Origin of the sequence: Sulfuricurvum sp. RIFCSPLOWO2_12_FULL_43_24, from assembly GCF_001829605.1 — a bacterium.
Classification (GTDB): Bacteria; Campylobacterota; Campylobacteria; order Campylobacterales; family Sulfurimonadaceae; genus Sulfuricurvum.
Genome location: NZ_MIBT01000019.1, coordinates 1 through 8,738 on the forward strand (window position 1 = coordinate 1; position 8,738 = coordinate 8,738).

Sequence of the window (8,738 nt, forward strand, 5' to 3'; positions counted from 1 at the left end):
AGCTCCTAAAATTTCACGGTGGATGAAGATTTAATCAATTTTTTGATTTCATCCAGATTTTTTGATTTCGGCATGTTCCATGGCATCACGATTTTGCCGTTTTTAAACATGGCGATTGCTTCCGGGATATGTTTCATAACTCCGAAATTTCCCTCGGAGTAACGGACAAGTTCACCTTCATCGAGTAGACCGTGTTTTTGAATCGAATGGGCAAATCCGACGGCATGGCGGGTTGCGACATTGTTTTTCGCTATGCCTGCTTCAAATACCATGTTATGAAGTTTGGTGATTTTTTCGATAGGATTGACCTCTTTAGGACATACCTCGGCACACTCCATACATTTGACACAATCCCAAACACCCTGAGCTTCTTCGTTGACAACATGTAAACGTTCAATTGACGCATCATCACGAACATCGGCAGAAAATCGGTAAGCCGCAGCAAATGCCGCAGGCCCGATAAACTCCTCGTTGATTGCGAGGGCAGGGCATGAATAGTGACATGCACCGCATTGGATACAGTAGTCGGCTTCGAGAAGTTTTTCGGCATCATGCGGGCTGACGAGGTGCTCAAGTGCCGGATGCTCTTCGATTTCACTGACGAGATACGGTTTAACCTGAGCATGTTTATCCCAGAAATCTTTTTTATCGATAATCAAGTCTTTGATAGCGCGTTTGGTGCTAAGCGGCTCAAGAATGATTTCATTTCCGAATGTTTCGACGAGGTCAAACAAACGGGTTTTACAGGCTAGAATCCCTTTGCCGTTGGCTTTGATTGAACAAACACCACAGATTCCGTGGCGGCAGCTTCGGCGGTAGGAGAGGCTGCCGTCGTGATCCCATTTGATACGGTTGAGGATGTCAAGGACAACCTCTTCGTGAGTTACGTCGAGAGTATAAGTGTTATAGTAAGGAAGGTAATCGGTCTCTTCGTTGAAACGGAAAACTTTAAACGTTACTTGTTGCGATTTTATCGTATCCATATTCTCTTCCTTAATATGATCGTGCTTTGAGTTCATGGCGCCCGAGGGTTACATCCATGTAATCAAGCTTGATTTCACCGTTTTCATCCATGTATGCCATGGTGTGCTTCAAGAACTGTTCATCATCACGTGTCGGGAAATCTTCACGAAAATGTGCCCCACGGCTCTCTTTACGATCCAATGCGCTTGCGACGATAAAGAGTGAATAATCGAGCATATGGCCGAATTCGATCGCTTCTTGAAGTTCCGTATTGAAGATTTTCGATTTATCCGAAATACGGATATTGTTATAACGGTTGCGTAAATCTTTTAGAATTTCCATTTGAGCGGAAAGTGTTTCGGCGCTTCGGAAAACACCTGCATTATCGGTCATCGATTGTTGCAGTTCATCACGAAGTACGGATACGGATTCTTGACCGTTATTGGTCAATACCCAGTTCATCTCATTAATCATACGTTCCGCATCTGCTTCAGTCGCCGAGTGCAACGTAATTCCATCAACTTCATCTACCATTGTTTTACCGACGAAACGGCCAAATAGCAAGGCTTCAAGAACTGAATTGGCACCAAGACGGTTTGCCCCGTGAACAGACGAACATGAACACTCACCCGCTGCGTAGAAACCTTCAACGAATTCCGTGTTGTTTTTACGAACATGTCCCTCTTTATCCATAGGAATACCGCCCATAGAGTAGTGGGCAGTTGCTGAGATCAAAATCGGCTCTTTAATCATATCAAGTCCGAGGAACGTGATCGCGAGGTCACGGAGTTCCGGTAGGCGTTCCATGATTTTCTCTTTTCCTAAATGGACGAGGTCGATGTATACAGCATCTTTGCGGGGACCGACACCGCGTCCTTCACGGATCTCTTGAATAATAGCGCGGGCAACAACGTCACGAGATGCAAGTTCCATTGCATTGGGTGCGTATTTTTCCATAAAACGCTCACCGAGTGAGTTAAGGAGTTTCCCACCCTCACCACGAGCCGCTTCAGAGATCAAAACACCGTTACCCGAAAGCCCTGAGGGATGGAATTGTACGAATTCCATATCTTCGAGAGGAAGACCGTGACGTGCTACGAGTGAAAGACCATCACCTGTGTTCGCATGAGCGTTTGAGTTGATTTTAAATGCACGAGCGTATCCGCCGGTTGCGAACATAACGGCTTTTGCATTGAAAATTGCTTTTTCAGAGTTGCGGATGTTATACGCGCTTACTCCATATACTTTACCTTCGTTATACAACAAGTCGGCTACATACCACTCATCCCAAAACTCGACACCCTCACGAAATGCTTGTTCGTAAATGGTTTGAAGGAGGGTAAGACCCGTACGGTCTTTCGCAAAACAGGCGCGTGGAGATGATTGTCCGCCGAATGGGCGTTGAGCAATGGTACCGTCTTCGTTACGGCTGAATGCCGCTCCCATACGCTCTACCCAACGGATCGTTTCCGGTGCTTTTTCACACATAAACTGAACAACGTCCTGATCCGCAAGATAATCGGACCCTTTGACGGTATCGAACTCATGAAGCTCAACGCTGTCAGCATCACTAAACGCTGCATTAATCCCCCCCTGTGCTGCACCGGAGTGACTACGCAACGGGTGAAGTTTTGTGACGACGGCAACTTTTTTACCGGCTTTTTGCAACTCGCGAGCTGCAGCACATCCGGCTAAACCAGCTCCGACAATAACCGCATCATAAGTATAAATGGGAATACTCATACGCCTTCCTTGTTGATAAAATCTAGGGATGATTATAGCGTGCCGCTCCTTGGGTAAGATTAAAAAGGGTTATGGATCGGCGTTGCTCATGAAAGTGGAGTATGTTGTCCAAAATTGTAACAATATAGAGAAAAGTACCACCCTGTATGGGTGGAATAGTTACATCATCAGGGGGAATTAGTTATGTGAATTATGACGATTGCGTTGTTGAGCGATGCGATTCCCGCCTGTTTCTTTTGCTTTTTCAATCAATTTTAGAGCTTCTTCTACCCCTTCATCGATTGATTTTGCAGGGGGTTTGAGTAAAAATCCTCCACTTAGTGTGATTTTAATAGGGCCTTGTGCCGTCGTAAAACTCGATTCTTCCACGGTATGGATAATTTTTTCCGATTCTTCAAGTGCAAGTTGTTTAGTGTTACGGGACATGAGAAAAACAAGGTGGTTGTCATCCGTATGGGCTATCACATCCAGCGGTTGCTCATACATATTCAAAATATCACCGAGTTTTTTGAAAATATTGCCCATATCTTCTTTGGAGAGAGTATTAAGCAATGAGGTATAGTGGTCAATTTCAAATAAAGAGAGAAAAACGTTATGACCGGATTTCCCCGCTTTTTTGGCATTAAAAGCATTGATGAGACCTTTTTCGTTATTGAGGCCGCTCAATGGGTTGATTAGATTAGGATTGAGGGGATTTTGAGAAGACCTGCGAATTAAGCGCTTGAGAAGAAAATCAATTTCTTGGGTCAAAACAAGTTTCGCTGAACCGTCAGTATCAACCGAACACGCTTTGTCGATATCGCTATAAATTTGATTAAGACGATATCGATAGAGAAGAAATACGATAAAACCGGCGATGAAGAGAAAAATAGCGACCATTTTAGCCGTTGCAATCGATTCTTGGATGATGTGGACCTGATAATCCATCATACGGTCAATATCGCCAAGGAATGCTGTTCGTGCATTCATCATACGTTGGTGTGCAGAATCTTTAGAGATACTTAGAGCTTCAGACCAGAACAGTGCATTATCTTGAAATGCTTGAGACGATATCTCTAAAGAGCGTAAGAGAGAAGCTTGCTCTTCGTTGGAATTGACAAAAGCATCTAACAGAGCTTCTTCTCCGGAAAGTTTGACAGAAAGTGAAATCTCGGATACGGCACCGTTGATGAGGATATCTGCCATTTTTGGATCACTTAAATCGGTATGAACAATTTTCTCGATTAAAAGATGCTGGTTTTTTAGAGCCCCTAAACGTTCGGAATACTGGGCTATGTGAAAAAGCTGAGCCGTCAGTATCATCCCTCCGATGCCGAGGATCAAGAGTGCAGTTTTAAGATTGAAAAAAACTTTTCGAATTGAAATGAGCATGTATTCTCCATTTAGGAATTATTATTTATAAAAATTAATTAAACATATTATATCACGATGATACTGATCTTATTGGCGTTTAACACTACCATAATAGGATTTTGTCTATAATAATACCACTTAAATAATAGTTATGGAATGGGTACTGGGCGTGAACGGAGAAAACTATTTTATTTCTACTTTTCAGACGCACAAAAGCCGTATCGGTGACGATGGCGCATGTGTCGGAGAATGGGTATACAGCAAAGATGTTTTTTTCGAAAATGTCCATTTTAAGCGGGAGTGGCTAAGTCCCTATCAAATCGGCTATAAAGCGATGATCGTTAACATCTCCGATGCCATTGCTATGAATGCGATTCCGCATTATGCATTGCTTGGAATCGCTATGCCGCGCTCCATGAGCCTTCATCAGATGGATGAGCTTTCACGAGGGTTGCGTGCTGCAGCATCAGAGTACGGCATCGAGATTATCGGCGGAGATACGATCAGCAACTCTAAACTCGATCTCTCGATAACCATCATTTCCAAAACGGCTCGTCCGCTGTTACGCAGGGGATTGAAAAAAGGCGATATCATTGCGTATACCGGAGAGATCGGGAGATCGGTGAGAGATTTGCACTATCTATTAAGCGGTGGAGCGGTCCATACGAAAAGCCGTTTCGTTGCGCCGAAACTTCGCCAATCTTTTGTAAGCAAATCACGGCGTTATGTGCGATGCGGTCTGGATATCTCCGATGGACTTTTCAGTGATCTTGAAAAACTTTGCCAAGCAAACCGTATGGGTGTTCAATTTACCAAAAAAGTTCCCAAAAAAATCGGATGCAGCGGTGAAGAGTATGAGATGCTGATAGCCTTTTCACCCTCAAAGCTAAAAACGATTCGACATGTCGGGAAGCAGACCCGAACAAAAATCACACCCGTGGCTCGCGTAGTACGCGGAAGCTATACCAATCGCTGTAAGCGTCATCATTTTTAGGAGTTTCATGGAACGTCAATATTATCTCCCTCATAGCCCTATCGAATTTCATTTTCGTCAATCCCCTCGCGATTTTGTGGTGGATGAAATCCCCCTTTATCCTTTTAGCGGCGAGGGGGAACATTTGGTTCTTCATGTTCGTAAAAAGAACCTCTCTACCTGGCAGATGATCGATGTTTTCAGTAATCATCTGGGAATCAAAGGACATGATATCGGTTATGCCGGATTGAAAGACAAAAATGCCCAAACCAAACAGTATATTTCACTCCCGCGTAAATTTGAGAGTGTGTTGGAGACTTTTGAGCATGAGGGGATCAAAATCCTTGAAAAAACCTATCACAATAATAAAATTCGTGTCGGACATCTTAAAGGGAACCGTTTTTTTATTCGTCTCAAAAAAGTGAATCCGACGGCTGCAGTGAAAATTAAAGAGGCTCTTAAAATGATTAAGCAGCAGGGGATGCCGAATTATTTCGGATTTCAGAGGTTCGGAATTGACGGTGAAAACTATAAAAAAGGGCAAGCGATTTTAGCCGGGGAGCTGAAAGAACGTAATAAAAAATTGGCTCAGTTTTATGTGAATTCGTATCAGAGCTATCTTTTCAACGATTGGCTTAGCCGTCGTATTCAAATATCTAAACTCGTAGAGAGTTTCGGAATCGATGAACTGTGCAGCGTACTGCCCCTTCCCAAAGAAGAACTTGTCGCGATGAAAGCTCAAAAACATCCGCTTAAACTGATTCACGGGGATGTAATGATGCACTATCCGTATGGGAAAATATTTCATTATGAGAGTGATGAAGAGGTAGAACGCTTTTCAAAGCGGGATATTTCGGTAAGCGGTCTGCTCAGCGGTAAACGTGCAACACGTGCTGTGGGATTGGCGGAGATAATCGAGCAAGAGTATGATACGATTCATAGCGGCATTGATGGCGCACGCCGTTATGGCTGGATTTTCCCCGAAGAGATTGAAGGGGAATACAAAGAAAATGATGCATGGTTTGAGCTTCATTTTACCCTCCCAAAAGGGTGTTATGCTACCGTATTGATTGAAGAGATTGCCAAACGTCCAATTCAAACCGATGAAACTCAGGAGTAATCATGAAACAACACTTCACTTCAGCAATTTCCCAACGTTTTGGCCGTTTTGCCTCTAAAGAGCATGGTAGAAGATTCCAAACGGCTATTAACCGAGCTTATGTCAAAGCGATGGGGTTGGATATGAGCGATTTTGACGCTCCCGAAACGTATCCGAGTCTCAATGCCCTGTTTACCCGAAAATTTCTCCATAAACGCACTTTTTCCCACGATACTCTCGATGTAATCAGTCCGTGTGATTCATTGATTACTGAGTGCGGTACGATTCATGAAGATTTGGCCCTTCAAATTAAAGGGATGTCTTACAGCATCGACGGTGTGTTGGGTGATGGAATCTCGAGCGATTCGAAAAAAAGTGTCCATAACGGCACTTTTGTGAATTTTTATCTCTCGCCTCGTGACTATCATCGTTACCATGCACCCATCGATATGCAAGTGCTACATGCTGTTCATATTCCCGGGAAACTCTATCCGGTTAATATCCCTTCCCTTAAAAAACAAGTTAATCTTTTTATTGAAAATGAACGGGTTGTTTTAGAGTGTTTGAGTGCGGAAGGGAAACGATTTTTCTTGATTTTAGTGGGTGCTTTGAATGTTGGCGAGATGGAAGTGAGTTTCGAACCTCGTATTCGAACCAATACGACTCTCACTCCGAGCCAATACAGCTATAAGGATCTCTATTTGAGCAAGGGAGATGATTTCGGATGTTTCCGAATGGGTTCTACGATTGTGATGTTGTGCGAAAAAGAGATGATAGAGCTGGGGATTTCGACAGGCCATACCGTCCGCTTTGCGCAGACGATCGGACGGCTTAGTGTTTAGAGAGTATCTCTAAACGAACTTGAAGATGCCCCTCATGTTCTCGAATGTCGATATTGCTGTCAATCGGGGGATGGAGTTTGCTTAAAGCCCCTTGTACTGAGTGCAGAACGTGTAAAAACTTCGGAAACATCGGTGTATTGATATAGTCGATATGCCCTTTTTTGATCTCTTCCGCAATCACATTAATACCGGCATAATAGAGTGTTTTATTGATTGCTCGATTGATTTGATACGTACGTAATAATTCAATATTACAAATCAGAACATTACACTCTTCTTCACAGAGGGTTTTATTCTCATGCGCGCGAACCAATTCATCCGAAATATCATTTTCTGCAATTAAACGGCGTTCTTCGATTTGAGAGAGGAGGGCAGGATCTTTGCTTTTAATAAGATCAAATATTATGTCGGCTTTCAGCGGTTCGGCTTTAGCAAGGTAGGTATATCGCTCATCGGCTTGATAGTTATGATCAAGTGCTTGAATTAATTCCGCCACAATACTGAGATAAGCAAACTTATCTTCTTTGTTGAGATCAAACGTAATCCCGTGTGCGGATATAAGAGGTTTTGGCCCAGCGTATTTAAGATCCATTCTCCACTCCTTAAATCTCTTACCTCTTGGAAGAGGCGAATAGACTAATTATACATTAAATCTGAAGTGCATGATGTCACCGTCGGCGACAATATACTCTTTACCTTCCAAACGCATTTTCCCCGCCTCTTTCGATTTGGCTTCGCCGCCGCAGGCAACGAAATCTTCATATCCGATTACTTCGGCACGGATAAACCCTTTTTCGAAATCGTTATGGATAACGGCAGCCGCTTTCGGAGCCGTTGTATTTTTGTGGATTGTCCATGCACGAACTTCTTTAACACCGGCGGTGAAGTAGCTCATAAGCCCCAGTTTATCGAACCCTTTTCGGATGATTTGCTCCAATCCAGACTCTGCAACACCCAAATCGTGAAGCATTTCAGTACGCTCATCATCGTCTAATTCAACAAGTTCTTCTTCGATTTTTGCGCAGAGTTTGACCACCTCGCATCCGTTTTTCGCCGCATGTTCTACCAGCGCTTTAACGTAATCGTTATCCGTCGTTAATCCGTCTTCATCGACGTTTGCACCGTACATAATCTCTTTGGCACTGAGTAGACGCACTTCTCGGTTTAGCTGATCAAACATCTCCGTATTGGCTTTTGGGAAGTTGCGGGCAAGATTGCCATCCGCCAAGAACTCGGCAAGTTCTTCGGCAAATTCAGCCATAACAGCAGAATCTTTATCGTTTTTTGCCTGTTTTTTGAGACGTTCGATACGGTTGGTCAGCACTTCAATATCGGCTAAAATCAGCTCATTTTCGATGATTTCGACATCGAGCAACGGATCGATACGCCCCTCTGTGTGAACAATATTGTCATCTTCGAAACAACGGACGATTTGCAAGATTACTTCGGTTTCGCGGATATTAGAGAGGAACTTATTCCCCAACCCTTCCCCTTTGCTTGCGCCCTTAACGAGACCGGCGATGTCGACGAAATCGAGAGTCGAATATTGAATACGCTCAGGGTTTACGATTTTAGCGAGGGCATCGAGACGGATATCCGGCACTGGTACGGTCGCTTTGTTCGGTTCGATTGTACAGAACGGATAGTTTGCCGCTTCGGCATTTTGTGCTTTGGTAAGTGCGTTAAAGGTGGTTGATTTTCCGACGTTTGGTAGTCCTACGAGTCCGATTGATAAGCCCATGTGCTATTTCCTTAGTGTGTTTCG

Annotated in this window: 8 protein-coding genes; 3 read left to right on the top strand and 5 right to left on the bottom strand. The window is 43.7% G+C overall.

The window, feature by feature from the left end; genetic code table 11:
* Positions 1-5: 5 nt before the first annotated feature.
* The 3 genes from sdhB to A3G19_RS01935 all read right to left on the bottom strand — a co-directional run bounded on the left by sdhB (position 6) and on the right by A3G19_RS01935 (position 4,077).
* Positions 6-983, bottom strand: a complete 978-nt coding sequence (sdhB, locus tag A3G19_RS01925; protein WP_015653891.1) for a succinate dehydrogenase iron-sulfur subunit — start codon at positions 981-983, stop codon at positions 6-8.
* A 10-nt stretch (positions 984-993) separates the two neighbouring features.
* Positions 994-2,706: an FAD-dependent oxidoreductase gene (locus tag A3G19_RS01930; protein ID WP_015653890.1), complete on the bottom strand. Its 1,713-nt coding sequence runs from the start codon at positions 2,704-2,706 to the stop codon at positions 994-996.
* Positions 2,707-2,883: 177 nt separating this feature from the next.
* Positions 2,884-4,077: a diguanylate cyclase gene (locus A3G19_RS01935; RefSeq protein ID WP_294870304.1), complete on the bottom strand. Its 1,194-nt coding sequence runs from the start codon at positions 4,075-4,077 to the stop codon at positions 2,884-2,886.
* Positions 4,078-4,210: 133 nt separating this feature from the next.
* On the opposite strand from A3G19_RS01935, the gene A3G19_RS01940 reads away from it, so the two are divergent.
* From A3G19_RS01940 to A3G19_RS01950, 3 genes are read left to right on the top strand one after another with little or no spacing between them, the layout of a single operon-like run.
* Positions 4,211-5,053: a thiamine-phosphate kinase gene (locus A3G19_RS01940; RefSeq protein WP_363921344.1), complete on the top strand. Its 843-nt coding sequence runs from the start codon at positions 4,211-4,213 to the stop codon at positions 5,051-5,053.
* Between the two features lie 7 nt (positions 5,054-5,060).
* Positions 5,061-6,152, top strand: a complete 1,092-nt coding sequence (gene truD, locus A3G19_RS01945) for a tRNA pseudouridine(13) synthase TruD (protein ID WP_294870305.1) — start codon at positions 5,061-5,063, stop codon at positions 6,150-6,152.
* A gap of 2 nt (positions 6,153-6,154) precedes the next feature.
* Positions 6,155-6,973 carry a phosphatidylserine decarboxylase gene (locus A3G19_RS01950; protein WP_294870306.1) on the top strand — a complete coding sequence of 273 codons (819 nt, stop codon included), beginning with the start codon at positions 6,155-6,157 and terminating at the stop codon, positions 6,971-6,973.
* Here A3G19_RS01950 and A3G19_RS01955 read toward each other — a convergent pair.
* Positions 6,963-7,565, bottom strand: a complete 603-nt coding sequence (locus tag A3G19_RS01955; protein ID WP_015653885.1) for a hypothetical protein — start codon at positions 7,563-7,565, stop codon at positions 6,963-6,965. The genes A3G19_RS01950 and A3G19_RS01955 overlap by 11 nt on opposite strands.
* A gap of 48 nt (positions 7,566-7,613) precedes the next feature.
* The gene (ychF, locus tag A3G19_RS01960; protein WP_294870308.1) at positions 7,614-8,714 is read right to left on the bottom strand and encodes a redox-regulated ATPase YchF; all 1,101 of its coding nucleotides are present in this window, start codon (positions 8,712-8,714) and stop codon (positions 7,614-7,616) included.
* Between the last annotated feature and the right edge of the window lie 24 nt (positions 8,715-8,738).